Here is an 18,781-nt window from a genome sequence, read left to right as displayed (position 1 = left end):
AGCTCGGGGAGCGGTCTTGCTCTGCAGGGAAATATCGTTCCGCTTTGGATTGGAGACAATCCATGCAAATATGACGGCTATGTCTACGATTTGGAAACAATCGCCGGCGCCAGCCCGTGGATAAGGTCGCCAGCCTGCGAGCCTTCGTAAAGGTGGTCGAAAGCGGCAGTTTTGCCGAGGCGGGCCGGCAGTTGCGGCTGTCACGCTCGGCGATCAGCAAATACATCGCCGACCTCGAAGAAAGCCTCGGCGTGCAGCTCCTGAACCGGACCACGCGCCATGCGAGCCCGACCGAGAACGGCCAGCGCTATTTCGAGCGCGCGGTCGTGATCCTGTCGGAGATCGAGGCGGCCGACCAGGCCGTGGCGCAAGCGCAATCGGCGCCGCGCGGCCTGTTGCGCGTCAACGCGCCGATGTCGTTCGGCACCCTGCGGCTCGGGCCGGTGCTTGCCGATTTCATGGCGCGATATCCGGAGCTGCAGCTCCAGCTCGTGCTCAGCGACGACCTGCTCGATCCCGTGCAGGACGGTTTTGACGTGACCTTGCGCATCGCGGAATTGGAATCGTCGAGTTTGATCGCGCGAAAGATCATCCCGGTGGCGCGCATGATCTGCGCTTCGCCCGATTATCTGGCGCGTCACGGCACCCCAAAACATCCGCAGGATCTGCGCGAACATGTCTCGCTGACCTACGGCTTCCTGCTCACTGGCAATCAGTGGAAGCTCACGGGAGCGGGCGGCGACCACTGGATCCAGCCGGCCTGGTCGCTCTGCGTCAACAATGCCGAGGTGCTGCGCGATGTCGCGATCAAGGGCAGGGGGCTCGCGCTGCTCCCGGAGTTCATCGCCGCCGACGCCTTGAGGACAGGCGAGCTGCGGACGGTGCTGGACAAGTATTCTGCGCCGCCGCTTGCGCTCTATGCGGTGTATCCGCCGACCCGACATCTGTCGGTGAAAGTGCGGCTGTTCATTGATTTCCTAGTCGAGCGCTTTGGCCGGGAGGGCGAGGCGTCAACCCGATCAAAATGACCCGCGCGGAAGGGCTGAGCCGAGATATGTCGGCTCCGCGCGGCTCGCTGCTCTATTTTTTGGTATCGAGGAATTGGCGTAACGCCTTCACGGTCACCGCCGGTTGCTCTTCCATCAGCCAATGACCGGCGTCCGGAATGACCAATTCGGTGACGTCAGTCGCGGCGTTTCGCATCACGACGGCCTCTGTCGCACCGAAGGATTTTTCGCCCCCGACAGCCAGCACGGGAATGGTCAACTTGGTCGCGATCGCCTTCTTGTTGTCCTCGGCGTCGGTTCGGATCGACCTGAACTGGGCGAACGCAGCACGCATGGCGCCCGGCCGCGCATAGAGCGCTGCGTAATGACGGCGTGTTGCGTCCGCGATCCTGGAAGGCGTCCCCGCGAAGTCATTCCAGAAGCGGTCGAGGTAGATGCGCTCGCGGCCCTTGACCAGCCGCTCCATGTCCGGGCCTCCGAGATCAAAATGCCAAAGCTGCGGGCTGCGAACCACCTCGTCCCATGGCGGCACCCCAGGCACCGGGGCATCCATCACGATCAGCTTCTCGGCCAGGTCGCGATAACGGGCCGCGTAGGCATAGGCCACCATGGTTCCGATGTCGTGGCCGACGACGACGGCCTTTTCGATGCCGAGCGCTGCGAGAACGGCCCGCATGTCGGCAGCCTGGGTCCATTTGTCGTAGCCATTGTCGGGCTTGCTCGAGAGGCCCATACCGCGAAGATCGGGCACGACAACGGTGTGGTCGCGCGCGATATCAGCGGCGAGCTTGACCCACATGTCGCCGGTATCACCAAAACCGTGGATCAGGATCACGACAGGCCCCTGACCGCCGACGCGAACATGAATCTGCGTGCCGTTGGCCGCGATGGTTTTGGTCTTGAAGCCGGACGGAAACTGTTCGACCTCGGCGCGCGCGGCAGGGGCGAGCAGCATGAGAAGAATGGCGAGACATCTTGCGCGCACCGGCGCCTCCGATCATCTTGTATTTCAGTCCAGTGACCGAACGCTGTTAGGCCGGCCGGAGCAGATCGTCCAGCGCGCTCATCGAGGCCTCTCGAAGCGCGGCGAGTTCGCGGGCGGCTCTCTCGCATTCGGGCCGGGACATCGTGACTGCCGCCAGCTCGACCTCACGGCAGAATTCGAAAAGGCGGACGAGGCCGAGCGCACTCGCGCCGCTGCCGAGCTGGTGCGCGCAGCGCGCGAGCTGCGCGGGATCGTCAGTCGCCGCAGCCTTGGCAATCTCCTCGACCAGCTTTTCGCTCGTCAGTTCCAGCAGGTCGTGGAGTTTTGCGATCTGCGCCGCGCCCAGCAGCTCCTTCTGGTCATCAAGGAAATGCCGGTCGATCAATGCGCCTGCGGCGAGTTGCGGCGCGGCCGGCTGGTTCTGGGCATCGTCCTCGATCGCCTCGCGCAGCGCATTGATCAGGATCGGCTTGCTGACGATCCTGGCAATGCCTGCCCCCGCGAGCCGCTCGCGGGCGCGGCCCGACATGTCCGCGGTTACCGCGATGATGCGCGGCATGGTCGGCAGACCGAGCTTGCGGATCCGCGATGCCGCCTCGACGCCGTCCATGTCGGGCATGTGCAGATCCATCAGGATGATGTCGAACGCCTGATCGCGGGGGAGCGCGACGGCCGACGCGCCGTTCGTGGCGATGGTGGCGCGGTGGCCGAGCCTCTTCAACATCGCTTCACCGACCTCGCAATTGACGGGGTCGTCGTCGACCAGCAGCACGCGAAGCTGCCGCGATGGCGGCTGAACCGCGCCTTGCGCGATGTCGGTGGTGGCGAGGCCAAGCGGTACCTCAAGCATGAAGGAGCTGCCCGTACCCGGCGTGCTCGCCACCGTCAGCTCGCCGCGCATCAGGCGGGTGAGGCGCCGCGCGATCGCCAGTCCAAGGCCGGTGCCGCCGAACCGCCGCGCGATACTGTCGTCAGCCTGGACGAAATCCTCGAAAATCCGCTCGTGCATGTCGGGCGCGATGCCGATGCCGGTATCGCGCACGGTGATGCGCAGCAGGACATGATCGTCATGTCTCTCGGCGGCCGCGCTCAAGCCGATGCCGCCGCGCGGGGTGAACTTGATCGCGTTGCCGATCAGATTGAGCAGGATGCGATTGAGCCGCACCGGATCGCCGTGCACGGAGGTATTGACCGTCGCATCGCAGGCGAGATCGAAAGTCAGGCCCTTGTCAGAGGCCTGCGGACGCATCAGATCGGCGGCCGTCTCGATGAGCTGGTCGAGGCGGAAATCGCGGGTCTCCAGAGTCTCGGCGCTGGCCTCCAGGCGCGCATATTCGAGGATGCCGTCGACCAGCGCGATCAGCGTTTCGCCCGACGCGGCCGCGGTCGTGAGGTGGCGCCGCTGCGCTTCGCCGAGACTGCCGTCGTCGAGCAGTTGCAGCACGCCCATGACGCCGTTCAGCGGCGTGCGCAGCTCGTGGCTGACGACCGCGAGAAAGCGCGATTTGGTCTCGTTGGCCGCGACCGCCGCGCTGCGCGCACGCTCGGCGGCATCGTGCTCGGCAAGGGTCTGGTCGCGGGTCTTTTCCAGTTCGGAGGTGCGCTCGATCACCTTGCGCTCGAGCGTCGCATAGGATTCGCGCAAGTGAGCGGCCATCCGGTTGAATTGATCGCCGAGCGCCTCCAGCTCGTCGCCGGTCTTGATCGCGAGCCGCAGGCTGAGGTCGCCGCTGCCGATCCGCCGCGCGCCCTGCGTCAGGATCTGGATCGGCACGGTCATGCGCCGGCTCAGAAAGAGAGAGACCAGCACCGCACATGCCAGCAGGATGACCAGGAGAAAAGTCGAGCGCCCGATCGACGCATAGATCGGCGCATAGGCCTCGGTGAGCGGCAGCTCGACGAACACCAGCCAGCCCAACGAGGGGACCGTCGCATAGGTCGACAGCACGCGTTGACCGGACAGATCCTCCTTGACCAGGCCGCCGGAGGGCGGCCCGATGCCATCGAGCGCGGCCCGGACGTCGGGATGGCCGGAGAGATCGCTGCGGCGCAGCGCCCGCCACAAATCGGGATGCGCGATCAGGATACCCATGCGATCGACCACATAGGCCTTCCCGGTGTTGCCGACCCTGATTCCGGCGACGAGGTCCCAGATGAAGCGAAGATTGACCTCGGCGACAATCACATCCGGCGCCAGGCCCGTTCCGCGCGTGGCGAGTGTCATGAACGGCTCGGTGTCGCCGAGGAAGTAGACCGGCCCGTAATATGCGCGGCTTTCGTTGGCGCCGCGGAAGGCCTGCGAGGCGGAGAGGTCGGTCTTGCTGCCGATCCTGTCCGCGACACGGCGCGACACGCGCACCTGCTCGCGGCCTTGGGCGTCGAGCTCGGCGATGTCCGCAATCGCAGGCGAGAGGCGCAGGAGGCGGATGGCGTTCAGGCGCTGGTCCTCGTTCGTGGACAGCTCCGGGGGCAGGCGCGAGAGCCATCTGATCTGGTTTTCGATCTGGCCAATGAACTGGCCGATCTGGACGGCGGCGCTTGCTGCCTGCTCGCGCTGGGTCGCCGCCAGGAGTTGCTTCTGCTCGCGATAGGAGAACCAGACGTCGAAGCCGGTGTTGATGGCGAGCGCGGCGAAAGCGAGCGCGACGATCGAGTAGAGGTATTTGCGGAACAGCCGGCCGGGAGGTGGCCGCAAATCTCCCTGGTCGATCGTCTCGTTCACTCGCGGATCTCGTCGGCGCGCGCCAGCAGCGTGAATGGTATCGTCAAATCCAGCGTGCGGGCGACCGTGCGGTTGATCAGGAGTTCGTATTTCCGTGGCGATTGCACCGGCAGATCGCCGGCCTTGGTGCCGCGCAGGATGAGATCGACATAGTCGGCCGAGCGCACTTCGAGCGTCGGCCCGTAGCTCATCAGCCCGCCCGCATCCATGAAATAATAGAACGGGTAAATCGCAGGGACGCGATATTTGGCCGCCGCCGCCACCGCCGCCTGCCGGTGGACCACCAGGAAGCTGTCGACCAGCGCAATCATTGCCGCCTTGGGGGGAGCGGAAAAGGGCCTGACGGCTTCGTCGATCTCCGTTGGCGCGCTGACGGGGGCGGGGATCACGGACACGCCGGCCAGTGCTGCCTCTTGCTCGATGGAATCGAGGAAGAAACGGCCGCCGCGAGGAGTGGTCGCCGGGTTGTACAGGATACCGACGCGCGCAAGATCCGGCACGGCCTCGCGGATGAGCTGAAGCCATTTGCCGCCCATCTCGGCGCTGCTGTTGGTGAAGCCGGTCACGTTGCCGCCGGGATGGGCGAGGCTTTCGACGAAGCCATTGCCGACGGGATCGTTGGCCGTCGCGAATACGATCGGAATGGTTTTGGTGGCTTCCAGGACTGCTGCGGTTTCTATCGTCGAGCCGGTCAGGATCACATCCGGCTTGAGCGCCAGCAATTCCTGAACCGCGGTCTTCAGTCTATCCGGCGCGCCGAAGGTCGAACGGAGCTCAAGGCGGAAATTGACGCCTTCGACCCAGCCTCGCTGCCTCAAGCCCACGATGAGGCCACCCAGGCGGGAGGTCGGGCTGTCGATCATGCTCCTTCTGGTCAGTTCGTCGTCGAGCGGCAATGCCGTCAGCGATCCCACGACCCGTACGCGATCAGATGTTGCGCCGAGCGCCAGCCACCCCGCGGCGGTCGTGCTGGCAAGGCGAATGAACCCGCGGCGATCGACCGCGAGAGCGGAAGGCCGTTCGGTCATGACATTCTTTGCATGGTGGCTAGCCCCAGGCGCATGCTTAGCGCGAACGGCCGGCATCCACAATTGACGAAAAAATGCGTTTGTGACTGCTCATTCGCAGCGTTTGGCAGTCCGATACCGTATTCCTACGTCGGCAGTCGCTCGCAACACAGAAGATGGATCTCCGGCGTGGCCTGATTAACGCTGCAGCGTGAATTCCTCTGCCCCCCGCCGCTGCTCCCACTTCGCCTGTTCCAGCTCGGGCCGGTCGCATTCGACTTCCGGATAGCCGATACAGAGATAGGCGATGAATTTCCAGGTGTCGGGCACGTCGAGAATGGCGTGGATGCGATCCGGATGGAGGATCGATACCCAGCCAAGCCCGATGCCCTCGGCGCGCGCGGCCAGCCACATCGCGGTGATCGCCGCAACCACGGAATATTCCGTCGTCTCCGGCATCGTCGCGCGGCCGAGGCCGTGACCGGTGTCGCTGGCCTTGTCCGCGAACACGGCGAGGTGGCCGGGGGCCTGTTCGAGACCCGACAGTTTCAGCGTGGCATAGCGTGCTGCGCGCTCACCGGCATAGGAATTCAGCGCGTCCGCGTTGCACGCTTTGAAGTCGTCGATCACGGCGCGACGCCGTGCGGCGTCATCGACGATGACGAAGCGCCAGGGCTGGCTGAGGCCGACCGAGGGCGAGAGACAGGCCGTCTCGATCAGGCGATCGATGGCGCCGTCCGGCAACGGATCGGCGCGAAAGCGGCGCACGTCGCGGCGCCACACGAACAGCTCGCGCAAGTGCTGGCGAAAGGTGTCGTCGAACTCGACCATCACGTCAGCCTCCGATCTGGACAGCTGCGGCAACCAGCAGGATCAGGATCTCGCCGGTCTGCTCGAACGCGCCAAGGATGTCGCCGGTCTGCCCGCCGATCTGGCGGATGGCAAGTCGCGCCAGCATCAGGCCGGAGAGGGCGAGCAGGATCAGGCTCACCAGCGCCTTGCCCGGCCCAAGCGCGAGCACGAGCGCGAGGATTCCAACAGCGAATGCGATCGCAACGCTTCGACTCGGCGGTGATCCGGCGCTCGCCGACAGGCCGTCAGGTCGCGCAGGCGCGACCTGCGACATGAAGGCCGGCAAGCCCGCGCGGGCCGCAGTGTGCGCAGCGCACAGTGCGAGCGCGACGGCCCACGGATTGGCGATCGTCGCGAGCGCGCTCCAGCGCAGGCCGAACGACAGGATCAGCGCGCAGACGCCATAGGTGCCGATCCGGCTGTCGCGCATGATCTCGAGCTTGCGCTCGCGGGTGCGGCCGCCGCCGAGCCCGTCGGCGGTATCGGCAAGGCCGTCCTCGTGCAGCGCGCCGGTGACGAGGGCGGTCGCGGCCAGCGCGAGCAGGGCGGCAAGGTTCGGCGACAGACCCAACAGGCTCGCGACCTTGTAGACCAAGGCGCCGGCAAGGCCGACCAGCAGTCCCGCGACTGGAAGAGCCCAGGTCGCGCGTGCGACGGCGCCGTCAGCTGCGGGCTTCGACAATGCGACGGGGAGGATTGTCACGAACGATGCCGCCATCCTGAGATCGGCGATGACGTCTCGCAAAAATTGGTCGCGCGGCATCATTTCAGTTTCATCGGCAGGCCGGCGACGACGAACTCGGCCTCGTCCGCAACGGCGGCGATGGCCTGGTTCATGAAGCCGGCGGCGTCGCGGAAGCTCCGCGCCAGCGCATTGTCGGGGACGATGCCGAGGCCGACTTCGTTGGTGACGAAGACGACGGGGCTCTTCTGGCCGCGCAGGAAGAGAGCGAGCTTCATGACTTCGTGATCCCAGTTGCGCTGCGCAAGCATCATGTTGGAGAGCCACAGGGTCAGGCAGTCCACCAGTCTAGGCCCGCCGCCATCGGTCTCGATCAGCGCCTGCAGAAGATCGAGCGGTACCTCCCGCTCGATCCAATCGGTTGAGCGGCGTCTGCGATGCTTTTCGATGCGTGCTTCCATTTCCGCGTCGAGCGCCTCGGCCGTAGCGATGTAGACGGGTCGGCCCGGAAAGCTGCGTGCGCGTTTTTCCGCATGGGCGCTCTTGCCCGATCGCGCTCCGCCCGTGATCAAGATGACGGCCATAAAAATCTCCTGTGGGTCTGACTAATCACCAAACGCGGCCAAAAACAAAGCCGAAATCCGCCAGCCGGGGGCTTGCGCTCCGGCCGTCGTTTGCGCAACAGGGGCGGGACAGGAGGCGGGTGTGGGTTTTGCGGGTGCGATGGCGGTGGCGATGGTGGTGGATGCCCTGTTGGGCTGGCCGTTGTGGTTGTTCGCGCGGATCGGCCATCCCGTCACCTGGCTGGGCGGGCTGATCTCTGCCATCGACACCTCGTGGAATCGACCGTCCGATCCGCCGGCATTTCGCCGCGCCGCGGGTCTTGCCGGAGCACTCGTCGTGATCGCGCTCGCTGTCGCGCTCGGCTGGGTGCTGCAGTCTCTGCTTCCCTTGGGATTGATCCAGCTCGTGCTGGTCGGGGTTCTGGCCTGGCCGCTGATCGCCTTGCGCTCGTTGCACGACCACGTTGCTGCCGTCGCAAATCCCATGCGGGCCGGTGATATCGCCGCCGCACGCGAGGCGGTCTCGCGCATCGTCGGCCGCGATCCCGCCGCGCTTGACGAGGCCGGGATCGCGCGCGCTGCGATCGAGAGCCTCGCCGAGAATGCGTCCGACGGCATCGTCGCACCGGTGTTCTGGGGCGCGCTGTTCGGTCTGCCCGGCATTTTGGGCTACAAGGCGATCAACACGCTGGACTCCATGATCGGCCATCGCTCTGAACGCCACGAAGCCTTCGGCTGGGCCGCGGCGCGCATCGACGATGTCGCCAATTTCATTCCGGCGCGGCTGACCGGACTTCTGTTCGTGCTGCTGGCGCCACGGCGATCAGAGGCGCTGTCGTGCATGACGCGGGATGCACGCCGTCACCGTTCGCCCAATGCCGGCTGGCCGGAAGCGGCCATGGCGGGCGCGCTTAGTGTGCGGCTCAGCGGTCCGCGGATCTATCACGGCAGCATCACGAACGAGCCATGGCTGAATGAAGCTGCGCGCGATCCGCTTGCCGCCGACATCGATCGAGGCTTGACGGTTTACCGCCGCACCATGCTGCTGCTCGCCGGCATCCTTGCGATCCTGGCCTTCGCGTGAAAGAACAGCGCATGCGCGAGCACGGTGGAAATCTCGATCAGGCCCAGCAGCGCTTCGGCGGTCGCGCGGAGGACTGGATCGATCTGTCGACCGGTATCAACCGCCTGCCTTATCCCGTGGGCGAGGTGAGTTCGCGCGCGTGGAGCGCGTTGCCGTCGCGCGCCGAGATCGAGGCGCTGCATCAGGCGGCGCGGCACGCTTACCGCACGAGCGCGGCGGTTGTCGCGCTTGGCGGCGCACAGGCGGCGATTCAACTGCTGCCGCAACTTGCGCCGCCCGGCCGCGCGCGCATCCTCGCGCCGACCTACAACGAATATGCGGGTGTGCTCTCGGCCGCGGGCTGGGAGGTGGAAGAGGTCAGCGCGCTCGACGCGCTCGCGGGCGCCGACCTCGCCATTGTCGTCAATCCCAACAATCCCGACGGCCGATGTCATACGCCAAAGGATTTGCTGGCGCTGCTGCCGCGCGTCGGCCGTCTCGTCGTCGACGAGAGTTTTGCCGATGTGGCCCCGCAGCTATCGCTTGCATCCGAGGATCGGCCGGGGCTGCTGATCCTGCGCTCCTTCGGAAAGTTTTACGGCCTTGCCGGCCTGCGGCTCGGTTTCGCGCTCGGCAATTCGTCCGATATCGCTAGGCTTGCGGCGATGTCGGGACCTTGGCCCGTCTCGGGAGCGGCAATCGCGATCGGTTGCCGCGCTTTGGGTGACGATGCCTGGGCCGAGGCCACCTCCGCGCGGCTCGCGCGAGACTGCGGTCGCCTCGATCGCATTGTTCAGTCGCAAGGCTGGACGCTCGTTGGCGGGACGCAGCTGTTTCGTCTCTACGAGACGCCCGACGCCCTTGCCGCGCAGGAGAAGCTGGCGCGTCGCCATATCTGGTCGCGCGTATTCGCGCGGGAGCCGACATGGCTGCGCCTCGGGCTTCCGGGCGGCGAACCCGAATGGTCGCGCCTGGCCGAGGCTCTAGCGCGCTAGCGCGAGCAGGCCGCCGACGTCGAGATGTCGCTCGATGTGATCGGCGAGCGCGTCGAGCGCACTCTCGACCCTGGCGTGATAGGGCTCGTCGCCGGCGGGAATGTCGAGCTTCGCCAAAAAGGCCTTGCGGAAATCATCCGACGTGAACAGGCCGTGCAGATAGCTGCCCTGCACGCGTCCGTCGCGCGAGATCGCGCCTTCCGGTTCGCCATTCAGCCTTGCGAATGGCCGCGCGCGATCCGGCCCATCAGTGCGGCCGATGTGGATTTCATAAGCCTCGATCGGCTGATTGGTGGCGGCATGCAGCGCCGCGACGCGTGTCAACGTCTTCTCCGAGCTCATCACCGTTTCCACATCCAGAAGTCCGAGACCCGGTGTGTCGCCGGCGGGGCCCTCGATCCCCTCGGGATCAGCGACGCTGCGTCCGAGCATCTGATAGCCGCCGCAGAGGCCGAGCACATGGCCGCCTCTGCGGTAATGCGCCAGGAGATCGATGTCCCAGCCCTGCGCGCGCAGAAAGGCGAGGTCGCCGCGGGTGGATTTCGAGCCGGGAATGATGACGAGGCGCACGTCGCCGGGAATGGCCTCGCCCGGCCGCACCATCACGAGATCGACGCCAGGCTCGAGCTTGAGCGGATCGAGATCGTCGAAATTGGCGATTCGCGACAGCGCGAGACAGGCGATCTTGCATTGGCCCGGTTTGCGCGCATCGCTCAGGCCCAGCGCATCCTCGGCCGGCAGCTCGCCGGCGCGCGCGAACCAGGGCAGCACGCCGAGGCCGCGCCAGGCGGTCTTTTCTTCGATCAGTCTGTAGCCGTCGTCGAACAATGTGGGATCGCCGCGGAACTTGTTGATGACAAATCCCTGGATCATCGCGGCATCGTCCGGGTCGATCACCGTCTTGATGCCGACGAGTTGCGCGATGACCCCGCCGCGGTCGATGTCGCCAACCAGCACGACCGGCACATCGGCCTTGCGCGCAAAACCCATATTGGCGATGTCGGCCTTGCGCAGGTTCACTTCGGCCGGACTGCCGGCACCCTCCACCAGAACGAGATCGGCGCGCGCCTTCAGCCGCTCGAAGCTCTCCAGCACGGCGCCCATCAATGACGGTTTCATCGCCGCATATTCACGCGCGCGCGCGGTCGCGATGCGTTTTCCTTGCACGATCACCTGCGCGCCGACATCGGTCTCGGGCTTGAGCAGCACCGGGTTCATGTCGGTGTGCGGCTCGACGCCGGCGGCGAGCGCCTGGAGTGCCTGGGCGCGGCCGATCTCGCCGCCGTCAACGGTGACGGCTGCATTGTTCGACATGTTCTGCGGCTTGAACGGGACCACGCGCAGGCCGCGTCGCACAAAGGCGCGTGCGAGGCCGGCAACGATGAGCGACTTGCCCACGTCCGAGCCGGCTCCCTGGATCATCAATGCGCGCGCCATCGCGAGTTTCTTAGAACTCGACGCCGGCTTGCGCCTTGATGCCCGAGCGGAAGGGATGCTTGACCAGCGTCATCTCGGTGACGAGATCGGCGATCTCGATCAGCTCGTCCTTGGCGTTGCGGCCGGTGAGCACGACATGCGTCATCGGCGGCTTCTGCGTCGTGAGGAATTCGACGACCTCCGCGATGTCAAGATAGTCGTAGCGCAGCGCGATGTTGATCTCGTCGAGCACGACCATGCGGAGATTCTGGTCGAGGATCAGCTCCTTGGCCTTCTCCCAGCCGGCGCGCGCGGCGGCGATGTCGCGGGCGCGGTCCTGCGTCTCCCAGGTAAAACCCTCGCCCATGGCGTGGAATTGGCAGAGGTCGCCGAAATGGCCGGTCAGCATGCGGCGCTCGCCGGTGTCCCAGGCGCCCTTGATGAACTGCACGACCGCGCAGGGGAAGCCATGGGCGACGCAGCGGACGATCATGCCGAAGGCCGAAGAGGACTTGCCCTTGCCGGCCCCGGTGTGGATGATGATCAGGCCCTTTTCGCCGCTCTTGGTCGCCATGATCTTGTCGCGGGCGACCTTCTTCTTCGCCATTTTTGAGGCGTGGCGGGCGTCGGTTTCGTCGGCCGTCTGGGTATCCGGTTCTGACGTCATCGGACGGGGTCCTTCGGCTTGACAAGAGGCGGTCGGGGGCAAATGGTGGCCCGGCGTTGGTTCCTGTCCTACGACAGGCGAAGAGGGAATGCGATAGGGTCCGAATCGGCAAGATTTGGTTCCAAAATGCAGCCGCCCCCGCGACCGTGACCGGAGAGATGCCCGAAGCCACTGATCCCCTGGGGATCGGGAAGGCGGGGATCGAAGGGGAAACCCTGCTCCGCAAGCCGGGAGACCTGCCAACGCGGACGATTTTGGACCGGCGGACGGGGTGTTCCGCGACGGGGAAACGGGCCTTCGCAAGAACGGTTCGTGGGCCTCATCGCTTCCCGCTGTTTATTCTGGAAGAAGCGATGACCGTCACACTTCATGTCTGCATTACCTGCCGCGCCGGCGAGACACTTGGCGAAGGCGAGACGACGCCCGGCAAGCGCCTGCATGGCGCGATCCTCGAGGCCGGCGTGCCCGACGGCGTCAGCGTGGTTCCCGTCGAATGCCTGTCTGCATGCAACCAGGGTTGCTCCGTCGCGCTCAGCGCGCCCGGCCGCTGGTCCTATGTCTATGGCCGTCTGTCGGATGCGAATGCGAGCGATGTGGTCGCGGGCGCCGCGGCCTATGCGGCCGCGCCCGACGGCCTCGTGCCCTGGCGCAGCCGCCCGGAGATATTCCGCAAGCAATCGCTTGCCCGCATTCCCCCCATTTCCCCCTTGGCCGTCGTGCCGGAGGCCGCCGAATGAATTCGCTCGCAAAAGTCCCGGTCACGGTCGTCACGGGCTTTCTCGGCTCCGGCAAGACCACGCTGATCCAGCATCTGCTTGCCAATGCCAATGGCAAGAAGCTCGCGGTGCTCGTCAACGAGTTCGGCAGCGAGGGCGTCGATGGCGAGATTCTGAAATCCTGCGCCGATGCGAATTGCCCGGAAGAGAACATCATCGAGCTCGCCAATGGCTGCATCTGCTGCACCGTCGCCGACGATTTTATTCCGACCATGGAGAAGCTGCTGTCGCGGGCCGTCAAGCCCGATCACATCCTGATCGAGACCTCGGGCCTGGCGCTGCCCAAGCCGTTGCTCAAGGCGTTCGATTGGCCGGAGATCCGTTCGCGCATCACGGTCGACGGCGTGATCGCGCTGGCCGACGCCGAAGCTGTCGCCGCCGGCCGTTTTGCGCCCGACCCTGACGCCGTCGAAGCGCAGCGCGCGGCGGACGGCAATCTCGACCATGAGACGCCGCTGTCCGAAGTGTTCGAAGACCAGATCGCCTGCGCCGACATCGTGCTGCTGACCAAGGCCGATCTTGCGGGCGCGGCAGGCCTCGAAGCAGCCAAGGCGGCGATCACCGCCGAGATGTCGCGCCGCGTGCCGATGCTGGCGATCACCGACGGCGCGATCGACGCGCGCCTCATCCTCGGCCTCGGTGCTGCCGCCGAGAACGATCTCGCCGCGCGTCCCTCGCATCACGACGGCGAAGAGGATCACGAGCACGACGATTTTGCGTCCGTCGTGATCGATCTTCCTGAGGTCACCGATATCGAAGCGCTGGTTGCATCCGTTCAGCGTCTGGCGCGCGAGCAGAATGTGCTGCGCGTCAAGGGTTACATCGCGGTGCAAGGCAAGCCGATGCGCCTCTTGCTGCAAGCGGTGGGCGAGCGCGTGCGCCACCAGTTCGACAAGCCCTGGGGCGCGGGCGCGAGGCAGTCAAAGCTGGTCGTGATCGGCGAGCACGGCGATATCGACGAGGCCGCGATCAAGGCGGGACTCGGTCTTTCAGGATCCGGTATCTGATGCACGTCGTCTTCCGCGAGAGCCGCGGTCTCGAGGAGACCGCGATACCAAGGGACATTGGCCAGGACCCGGCCGATCTCGTGGTGCTCTCGTATTCGGATTCCGATCTTGCCGCGTTCGCGGCCGGCTGGCGCCGTGGCCGCGACAGCCTGCCGTCGCTGCGGCTCGTCAATCTCGCAGAACTTCGTCATCCGCTCTCGGTCGACACCTATGTCGAACGCACGCTTGCGCACGCGCGCGGCATTCTCGTGCGTTTGATCGGCGGGGAATCCTATTGGCCGTATGGGCTCGCGGCCCTGCAGCAGCTGGCGAAGGAGCGCGGCATCGTGCTGGCCGTGCTGCCGGCCGACGGCCGCGACGATACGCGGCTGGACGCGTATTCGACCCTGCCGGTCTCGACGTTGCGGCGGCTCAAGGTGCTCTGCGACACCGGCGGCCCCGTCGCGGCGCAAGCCGCGATCGCGCAGCTTGCGCTGGCCTCCGGACTCTATGCGGGGCCAGTTATCGGCGAGATGACAGTGCCCGAGATGGGCTTTTACGACCCCGCGCGCGGCGTCGTCGCCGCGCCGACGTCGGGTGAGGGCAGGCCGCGCGCGCTCGTGACCTTCTATCGCTCCTATCTCACCGCTGCCGACACCGGCCCGGTCGATGCCCTGATCGCCGCATTGCGCGAGAAGGGATTCGACGTGTTTGGTGTGTTCGTCACCTCGCTGAAAGCCGCGGGGGTCGCGGATTGGTTGCGGGTGCATCTTGCGCAAAATCCTCCGGCCGCGATCGTCAATGCGACGGCGTTCTCGGCGATGGGCGACGACGGCACGACGCCGTTCGATGCCGCATCCTGCCCCGTGTTCCAGGTCGCGCTCTCCACGGCCCGCCGCGAGGACTGGGCGAGCTCGCTCCGCGGCCTGTCGCCCGGCGACCTCGCGATGCATGTGGTGCTGCCCGAGGTCGACGGCCGCCTGTTCGCGGGCGTGGTGAGCTTCAAGTCTGCCGCGATGCGCGATCCCGATTTGCAATTTTCGCATCTGGCACACAAGCCCGACGAGGAGCGCGTGAAGGCCGTGGCCGCGCGCGTTGCGGCCTGGCGGCGTCTTGCGGAGACGCCGGCCGCTGACAAGCGGATGGCACTCGTGCTCTCCAACTATCCGGGCCGTCCGCATCAGATCGCGCACGCGGTGGGTCTCGATGCGCTGGCGTCGGTCGAGGCCCTGGTGTCCGATCTCGCGGAGGCCGGCTTCGATCTCGATCCGGTCCATGCGCTCGGTGAGACGCTGCTCAAGCAGACCTTGAGCTGGAGCGTCGCCGATTACCGTGCTGCACTGTCGCGCCTTCCGCAAGTGTTGCAGGATGATCTCGCGCAAGCCTGGGGCGCGCTGGAGACCGATCCGGGTTGTCGCGACGGCGCGTTCCATTTCGCTGCGATTCAATGCGGCCGGTCGATCATCGCGGTTCAGCCGGAGCGTGGCGATGCGACCGCGCGCGATGCCGACTATCACGATCTCGCCCGCACGCCGCGCCATGCCTATGTCGCGTTCTATCTCTGGCTCCGCGAGCAGGGCTGTGATGCCGTCGTGCACATGGGCGCGCACGGCACGCTGGAATGGCTGCCCGGAAAATCCGTGGCGCTGTCGCAGGCGTGCTGGCCGGAAGCCCTGGTCGGCGATTTGCCCGTCATCTATCCCTTCATCGTCAACGATCCCGGCGAGGCCGCGCAGGCCAAGCGGCGCCTGGGTGCCGTCACGATCGGCCATCTGCCGCCGCAACTCGCCGCATCAGCGGTGCCGGACGGGCTGCGCAGGCTCGAACAGCTCCTCGACGAGTACTCGACGGCCGATGGCCTCGATCCCGCCCGCCGCCAGCGTCTGATCGCCGCGATCCGCGATGAGGCACGCGCGGCCGGCCTCGAAGACGATCTTGGCCTCGATGCAGCGGCCGCGCCGGCCGAAGCGATCCCGCGGATCGACCGTTTCGTTTGCGATCTCAAGGAAAGCCAGTTCGGCGACGGCCTGCACGTGTTCGGCCGCGGCGCCTGCGGCGACGCGGAACGCGACGCTTTGCGGGCCGCGCTTGCGGGCCGGCGCGTCGCGCCGGGGCCGTCAGGCTCACCCTATCGCGGCCGTCAGGACGTGCTGCCGACGGGTCGCAATCTCTTTGCCGTCGATCCACGCGCGGTGCCGACGCCGTCGGCGCACGTGCAAGGCATCAAGCTCGCCGAAGAACTGCTACGTCGTCATTTGCAGGATCATGGCGACTGGCCAAAGGGCCTTGTCGTCGATCTCTGGGGCTCGGCGACGATGCGCACCGCGGGCGAAGAGTTTGCCATGGCGCTGCATCTGGCTGGCCTCGCACCGCGCTGGGATCATGCTTCCGGCCGTGTGACCGGCTACGACATCATCGCGCCTGCGGAGCTTGGCCGGCCCCGCATCGACGTCACGCTGCGCGTCTCGGGCCTGTTCCGCGACGTCTTCTCAGGCCTTGCGCAATTGTTCGAGGCGGCAGCCGCGGCGCTGTCGGTCCGCGAGGACGAGGGCGACGAAAATCCATATCGCCATCGCACATCGCGCGTGTTCGCGCCGCGTCCCGGACAATACGGCGTGGGTCTCTCGGCAATCCCGGACGCCTTCACGCCCGAGACGCGCGAAGCCGCCGGCGAAGCGTGGCTCTCGGCATCGTCATGGGCGTTCTCGGCCGATGGCGAAATCAAGCTCGATCGTGCCGGTATCGAGAAGCGGATCGTATCGGCCGATGCTTTTGTTCACATGCAGGATTTGCCGGAAACCGATCTTCTGCTCGCGGCCGACTATGCCGCGCATGAGGCCGGCATTGCGGCTGCCGCGGCCCATCTCGGCGCGGCGGGACCATCGCTCTATCATCTCGATGCGACGCGCCCCGAGCAGCCGCATGCGCGTACGCTGACCGAGGAAATCTCCCGTGTCGTCCGCGCGCGCGCGGCCAACCCGGCCTGGATCGCGGGCATGATGCGCCACGGTTTTCGCGGGGCGGCCGAGATCACCGCGACGCTCGAGCACATGGCCGCCTTCGCGCATCTGGCCGGCGCCGTGCCGCCGCATCTGTTCGACCTCTACTACGATGCGACGCTCGGCCATGACGACGTCCACGCCTTCATGGCCCGCGAAAATCCGGCGGCACTCGCCGCGATGGAAACGTGTTTCACGCGCCTGCATGAAGCCTCGCTCTGGCGAACGCGCCGCAACTCGATTGCGGCTGCGCTGCGGGAGGCCTCATGAGTGCTTCCGTGGTCAAGGGCTGGTGTCCCGGCGCGCTGCGCCCGATGCAATCGGGCGACGGGCTGGTGGCCCGCGTGCGTCCGTTCGGCGGACGGCTCGACGCGGCGCAGATCTCCGGACTGGCTCATCTCGCCGAACGCCATGGCAATGGCCTGATCGACGTGACCAGCCGGGCCAATCTCCAGATCAGGGGCGTCAACGAGACCAGCCACAGGCTGCTGCTCGATGGCCTTTCCCAACTGGCGCTGCTCGACCCGGATGCGGAGACCGAATCCCGTCGCAACATTCTTGTGACGCCGTTCTGGCGTAGCGGGGACGAGACCCAATCGCTCGCCGCCGAGCTCGAGGAGGCGCTCGCCGACAGCCAGCTCGAACTTCCAACCAAGTTCGGCTTCGCCATCGACGACGGCACCTCACGCGTGCTTGCGGGCGATTCCGCCGACGTGCGGATCGAGCGCGATGGTTCCGGCGGACTGCTGGTACGGGCTGATGGCGACAAACTCGGCCGCTCGGTCCCACGTGGCGAGGCCGTGACCACCGCGCTCGCATTCGCCGGCTGGTTCGTGACCTCCGGCGGCGCGAGAGGCGGGCGAGGGCGGATGGCGGCGCATCTTGCAGCCGGTGCAATCTTGCCGGCGGCATTGCGCGGCGAGGCCGAGCCGGCGCCGATCATGGCCGCGGCGCGTCCCGGCCTCTATGCGCAAGGTGCGATGGTCGGGGTCGCCTTCGGACAGATGGCGCATGCAACGCTCAACCAGTTCGCCGGTTGCGGACATGCGCTGCGCATGACGCCGTGGCGGATGGTTTTGAGCGAAGCCAAGCGCGTGATGCCGAACGCGACCGGCCTGATCACCGAGGCCTACGACCCTGCGCTGCGCGTCATCGCCTGTAGCGGTGCGCCACGCTGTCGCGAGGCGCATGCCGATACCCGTGGCCTTGCCGCGGCCCTGGCGCCGAACATCGGCGCGGCCGCACGGCTACACGTCTCCGGCTGTGCCAAGGGCTGCGCCCATTCTGGTCCCGCCGCCATCACTCTGGTCGCGACCGGCGCAGGCTTCGATCTCGTGCGCGCCGGGTCGACGCGCGATGAGCCCATCCTGCGCGGGCTGAATCGCGACGACATCGTCAAAGATCCCTCCATCCTGATGGGAGGGCACTGATGCCGCACACGTACGAGACCGACGGCGCTGCGATCTACCGGCAGTCCTTTGCCACCATCCGGGCCGAAGCCGATCTTGCGCGCTTCACGCCGGACGAGGAGCAGGTGGTGGTGCGGATGATCCATGCCGCCGGCATGGTGGGCCTCGAAGCGCATATCCGCTTCACATCAGGCATGGCGGTCGCCGCACGCGCGGCCTTGCAGAAGGGCGCACCGATCCTGTGCGACGCGCGCATGGTCTCTGAAGGAATTACGCGGGCGCGGCTTCCCGCCGCCAACGCCGTCATCTGCACGCTGGGCGACGAGACCGTTCCCGCGCTCGCGCAGTCCATGCGCAACACCCGTTCGGCCGCGGCCCTGGAGCTGTGGCGGCCGCATCTCGACGGCGCGATCGTGGCGATCGGCAATGCGCCGACCGCGCTGTTCCATCTCCTCAACATGCTGGAGGACCGGGACTGCCCACGGCCCGCGGCAATCATCGGCTGTCCGGTCGGCTTCGTCGGCGCGGCCGAATCCAAGGCTGCGCTGATGGCCGTTTCCCCGGTGCCGGCGCTGACGGTCGAGGGCCGCCTTGGCGGTTCCGCGATCACGGTCGCCGCCGTGAACGCGCTGGCGAGCCGGAGCGAATAGCG

16 protein-coding genes and 1 riboswitch are annotated in these 18,781 nt (G+C 66.5%); of the genes, 8 read left to right on the top strand and 8 right to left on the bottom strand.

The window, feature by feature from the left end:
- Positions 1-116 precede the first annotated feature (116 nt).
- Complete coding sequence (locus tag IVB07_RS25070) at positions 117-1,028, top strand: LysR family transcriptional regulator (protein ID WP_018458647.1); 912 nt, start codon at positions 117-119, stop codon at positions 1,026-1,028.
- Positions 1,029-1,080: 52 nt separating this feature from the next.
- Here the strand turns inward: IVB07_RS25070 and IVB07_RS25065 are convergent, their stop codons facing one another.
- The 6 genes from IVB07_RS25065 to cobU all read right to left on the bottom strand — a co-directional run bounded on the left by IVB07_RS25065 (position 1,081) and on the right by cobU (position 7,839).
- Positions 1,081-1,992 (bottom strand): alpha/beta hydrolase, encoded by a 912-nt coding sequence (locus IVB07_RS25065; RefSeq protein ID WP_245288510.1) that lies wholly within the window; start codon positions 1,990-1,992, stop codon positions 1,081-1,083.
- 46 nt (positions 1,993-2,038) lie between these two features.
- Positions 2,039-4,714 carry a hybrid sensor histidine kinase/response regulator gene (locus IVB07_RS25060; protein ID WP_018458649.1) on the bottom strand — a complete coding sequence of 892 codons (2,676 nt, stop codon included), beginning with the start codon at positions 4,712-4,714 and terminating at the stop codon, positions 2,039-2,041.
- Positions 4,711-5,742: an ABC transporter substrate-binding protein gene (locus IVB07_RS25055; RefSeq protein ID WP_018458650.1), complete on the bottom strand. Its 1,032-nt coding sequence runs from the start codon at positions 5,740-5,742 to the stop codon at positions 4,711-4,713. The genes IVB07_RS25060 and IVB07_RS25055 overlap by 4 nt, the downstream gene beginning before the upstream one ends.
- A gap of 177 nt (positions 5,743-5,919) precedes the next feature.
- A complete protein-coding gene (gene bluB / locus IVB07_RS25050) occupies positions 5,920-6,552 on the bottom strand; it encodes a 5,6-dimethylbenzimidazole synthase (RefSeq protein WP_026233630.1) in 633 nt (210 codons plus the stop codon).
- 4 nt (positions 6,553-6,556) lie between these two features.
- Positions 6,557-7,339: an adenosylcobinamide-GDP ribazoletransferase gene (cobS, locus tag IVB07_RS25045; protein WP_018458652.1), complete on the bottom strand. Its 783-nt coding sequence runs from the start codon at positions 7,337-7,339 to the stop codon at positions 6,557-6,559.
- A complete protein-coding gene (cobU, locus tag IVB07_RS25040; RefSeq protein ID WP_018458653.1) occupies positions 7,336-7,839 on the bottom strand; it encodes a bifunctional adenosylcobinamide kinase/adenosylcobinamide-phosphate guanylyltransferase in 504 nt (167 codons plus the stop codon). The genes cobS and cobU overlap by 4 nt, the downstream gene beginning before the upstream one ends.
- Before the next feature lie 121 nt (positions 7,840-7,960).
- Here cobU and cbiB point away from each other — a divergent pair, with 121 nt between their 5' ends.
- Both cbiB and cobD read left to right on the top strand, forming a co-directional pair.
- Positions 7,961-8,902, top strand: coding sequence for an adenosylcobinamide-phosphate synthase CbiB (cbiB, locus tag IVB07_RS25035; protein WP_026233631.1), 942 nt, complete (start codon positions 7,961-7,963; stop codon positions 8,900-8,902).
- A gap of 11 nt (positions 8,903-8,913) precedes the next feature.
- Positions 8,914-9,876: a threonine-phosphate decarboxylase CobD gene (gene cobD / locus IVB07_RS25030; RefSeq protein WP_018458655.1), complete on the top strand. Its 963-nt coding sequence runs from the start codon at positions 8,914-8,916 to the stop codon at positions 9,874-9,876.
- Here the strand turns inward: cobD and IVB07_RS25025 are convergent.
- Positions 9,865-11,313, bottom strand: a complete 1,449-nt coding sequence (locus tag IVB07_RS25025) for a cobyric acid synthase (protein ID WP_018458656.1) — start codon at positions 11,311-11,313, stop codon at positions 9,865-9,867. The genes cobD and IVB07_RS25025 overlap by 12 nt on opposite strands.
- Before the next feature lie 10 nt (positions 11,314-11,323).
- Positions 11,324-11,959, bottom strand: coding sequence for a cob(I)yrinic acid a,c-diamide adenosyltransferase (gene cobO, locus IVB07_RS25020; RefSeq protein WP_026233632.1), 636 nt, complete (start codon positions 11,957-11,959; stop codon positions 11,324-11,326).
- 40 nt (positions 11,960-11,999) lie between these two features.
- Positions 12,000-12,218: riboswitch (cobalamin riboswitch) on the top strand.
- Positions 12,219-12,312: 94 nt separating this feature from the next.
- Here cobO and IVB07_RS25015 point away from each other — a divergent pair.
- Genes IVB07_RS25015 through IVB07_RS24995 form a run of 5 tightly spaced genes read left to right on the top strand, consistent with a single transcriptional unit; the run spans position 12,313 to position 18,779 of the window.
- A complete protein-coding gene (locus tag IVB07_RS25015; RefSeq protein WP_018458658.1) occupies positions 12,313-12,696 on the top strand; it encodes a DUF1636 domain-containing protein in 384 nt (127 codons plus the stop codon).
- Positions 12,693-13,742: a cobalamin biosynthesis protein CobW gene (cobW, locus tag IVB07_RS25010; RefSeq protein ID WP_018458659.1), complete on the top strand. Its 1,050-nt coding sequence runs from the start codon at positions 12,693-12,695 to the stop codon at positions 13,740-13,742. Before IVB07_RS25015 ends, cobW begins: the two co-directional genes overlap by 4 nt.
- Entirely contained in the window at positions 13,742-16,990 is a 3,249-nt protein-coding gene (gene cobN / locus IVB07_RS25005; RefSeq protein WP_018458660.1) for a cobaltochelatase subunit CobN, read from the top strand. The genes cobW and cobN overlap by 1 nt, the downstream gene beginning before the upstream one ends.
- Entirely contained in the window at positions 16,987-18,150 is a 1,164-nt protein-coding gene (gene cobG, locus IVB07_RS25000) for a precorrin-3B synthase (RefSeq protein ID WP_018458661.1), read from the top strand. Before cobN ends, cobG begins: the two co-directional genes overlap by 4 nt.
- Positions 18,150-18,779 (top strand): precorrin-8X methylmutase, encoded by a 630-nt coding sequence (locus IVB07_RS24995; protein WP_018458662.1) that lies wholly within the window; start codon positions 18,150-18,152, stop codon positions 18,777-18,779. Before cobG ends, IVB07_RS24995 begins: the two co-directional genes overlap by 1 nt.
- The last annotated feature ends 2 nt before the right edge of the window (positions 18,780-18,781 follow it).

This window comes from Bradyrhizobium sp. 172 (assembly GCF_023101065.1).
Lineage (GTDB): Bacteria > Pseudomonadota > Alphaproteobacteria > Rhizobiales > Xanthobacteraceae > Bradyrhizobium > Bradyrhizobium canariense_D.
The sequence above is the reverse complement of the archived record's forward strand: the minus strand, read 5'-3'. Positions and strand labels throughout refer to the sequence as shown.

What these genes read in the sequence shown, in the direction of transcription:
- IVB07_RS25055 (WP_018458650.1), bottom strand. Translation starts at nt 5,742, where the DNA reads ATGACCGAACGGCCTTCCGCTCTCGCGGTCGATCGCCGCGGGTTCATT.
- bluB (WP_026233630.1), bottom strand. Translation starts at nt 6,552, where the DNA reads ATGGTCGAGTTCGACGACACCTTTCGCCAGCACTTGCGCGAGCTGTTC.
- cobS (WP_018458652.1), bottom strand. Translation starts at nt 7,339, where the DNA reads ATGATGCCGCGCGACCAATTTTTGCGAGACGTCATCGCCGATCTCAGG.
- cobU (WP_018458653.1), bottom strand. Translation starts at nt 7,839, where the DNA reads ATGGCCGTCATCTTGATCACGGGCGGAGCGCGATCGGGCAAGAGCGCC.
- cobD (WP_018458655.1), top strand. Translation starts at nt 8,914, where the DNA reads ATGCGCGAGCACGGTGGAAATCTCGATCAGGCCCAGCAGCGCTTCGGC.
- IVB07_RS25025 (WP_018458656.1), bottom strand. Translation starts at nt 11,313, where the DNA reads ATGGCGCGCGCATTGATGATCCAGGGAGCCGGCTCGGACGTGGGCAAG.
- cobO (WP_026233632.1), bottom strand. Translation starts at nt 11,959, where the DNA reads ATGACGTCAGAACCGGATACCCAGACGGCCGACGAAACCGACGCCCGC.
- IVB07_RS25015 (WP_018458658.1), top strand. Translation starts at nt 12,313, where the DNA reads ATGACCGTCACACTTCATGTCTGCATTACCTGCCGCGCCGGCGAGACA.
- cobW (WP_018458659.1), top strand. Translation starts at nt 12,693, where the DNA reads ATGAATTCGCTCGCAAAAGTCCCGGTCACGGTCGTCACGGGCTTTCTC.
- cobN (WP_018458660.1), top strand. Translation starts at nt 13,742, where the DNA reads ATGCACGTCGTCTTCCGCGAGAGCCGCGGTCTCGAGGAGACCGCGATA.
- cobG (WP_018458661.1), top strand. Translation starts at nt 16,987, where the DNA reads ATGAGTGCTTCCGTGGTCAAGGGCTGGTGTCCCGGCGCGCTGCGCCCG.
- IVB07_RS24995 (WP_018458662.1), top strand. Translation starts at nt 18,150, where the DNA reads ATGCCGCACACGTACGAGACCGACGGCGCTGCGATCTACCGGCAGTCC.